At 76.6% G+C, this 1,629-nt stretch carries 1 protein-coding gene and 1 pseudogene; one reads left to right on the forward strand and one right to left on the reverse strand.

The window, feature by feature from the left end:
• Nucleotides 1-1,009, forward strand: a 1,009-nt coding sequence (locus tag ACFQ3T_RS36480) for an MFS transporter (RefSeq protein WP_380730715.1), incomplete at its 5' end; no start/stop codon positions are given.
• A 27-nt stretch (nt 1,010-1,036) separates the two neighbouring features.
• Here the strand turns inward: ACFQ3T_RS36480 and ACFQ3T_RS36485 are convergent.
• Nucleotides 1,037-1,629: pseudogene (locus tag ACFQ3T_RS36485) on the reverse strand (SARP family transcriptional regulator); the annotation flags it as partial.

The following is a 1,629-nucleotide window of genomic DNA, read 5'->3' on the forward strand; positions in this document are numbered from 1 at the left end:
CGCCGGGGCGACGGTGGCGATGCTGACCGCCGGCGAGGTGACGCACCGGCTGGGCGCGCGGCGGTCGGTGGGCGTGTCGACGGCGGGTGTCGCCGCCGGGCTGGCCACCGCGGGTGTCGGCGTCGGGGTCTGGCCCTCGGTGGCCGCGACGGCGGTCGGCCTGTTCGTGCTCGGGTACGGCTCGGGCGTCTGCAACGTGGCGATGAACGTCGAGGCTGCGGCGGTCGAGCGGCTCCTCGGGCGGACCGTGATGCCCCGGTTCCACGCGGTGTGGAGCCTGGGCACGGTGGCCGCCGCCGGGTTGGCCGCGCCGGCGGCGTGGCTGGACGTGCCGGTGACCGCGGACCTGGCGGGCGTCGCGGTGGTCGTGCTGGGCGGCACGCTGGTCGCGGCGCGGTCGTACCGGCGCGTCGGCGACCGGGTGGGCGCGAGGGGCGGCAGCGGCGTCCTGGCGGCGTGGCGCGAGCCGCGGACGTTGCTGATCGGGCTGCTGGTGCTGGTGCTGGCGTTCACCGAGGGGACGGCGAACGACTGGGTGGCGGTGGCGTTCGTGGACGGGTACTCGGTCGGCCCGGCCGCCGGCGCGGCGGTGTTCGGGGTGTTCGTGGCGACCATGACGCTCGGGCGGGTGGTGGGCACGGTCGCGCTGGACCGCTGGGGACGGGCGCCGGTGCTGGTGTGCACCATGTCGCTCGCCATCGCGGGTGTGGTGGTGGCGGTGTTCGGCGGGTCGCCGGTGGTGGCGGTGGCCGGGGTGGCGTTGTGGGGCCTGGGCACGTCGCTGGGCTTCCCGGTCGGGATGAGCGCGGCGGCCGACGAGAAGGGACGGGCGGCGGCACGGGTGAGCGTGGTGGCGGTCATCGGGTACACGGCGTTCCTGGCCGGACCGCCCGTCGTGGGGCTGTTGGGCGATCACGTGGGCGTTCTGCGGGCGTTGCTGGTCGTGCCGCTGCTGCTGGTGCCGGCGCTCGCGCTCGTGCCCGTCCTGCGAACGCCGCCGCGCGTTTGAGGTGGTCCTACTCGGGCGCCGCGGCTTCTACTGTGGACTGTGCGTCTTGGCGGTGAGCGCCTGAGCTTGGCGGTGGTGTTCGGCGGCCTGGTCGTGGCGACCCAGCACAGTGGACAGACGGGCCAGGTGGTGTGCGGTGGGACCCAACGTGATCAGGCCGCTGCCCGCGCCGGCCAGTTCGCCGGCGGCCGGGAGGAGTCGCGGGTAGAGGCGTTCCGCCAGGGCGCGGTCCTCCAGTTCGACCGCCGCCCTGGCGTGCAGGCAGGTTCGGGCTTCGAAGAGGAGGTCGTGCGGGGAGTCCGGGACGGCCGCGGCGGCGGCTCGGGCGGCGTCGCGGTCGCCGCGTGCGAGCAGGACCAGCGGACGTGCCCACGGTTCGTGCGGGCCCCAGTCGGCGTCGGGCACCTCGCCCAGGCTCAGCAGCGCCAGCGGGAGGAGTCCGCGCTCCAGACCGGGCATCCCGACCCCGGCCAGGCGGGACGCGGCGGCGCGGTAGGCGGTCCGCGCCTCGTCACGGCGGCCGGTCACGGCCAGTCGGAGCGCGGCGTACCAGGCGGTGAACACGCCGACCAGGGGCAGGTCGTGGCGGCTGGCGAGGGCGTCGGCCGCGGCCGCGCGGC

The organism is Saccharothrix hoggarensis, from assembly GCF_042678885.1.
Taxonomy (GTDB): Bacteria; Actinomycetota; Actinomycetes; order Mycobacteriales; family Pseudonocardiaceae; genus Actinosynnema; species Actinosynnema hoggarensis.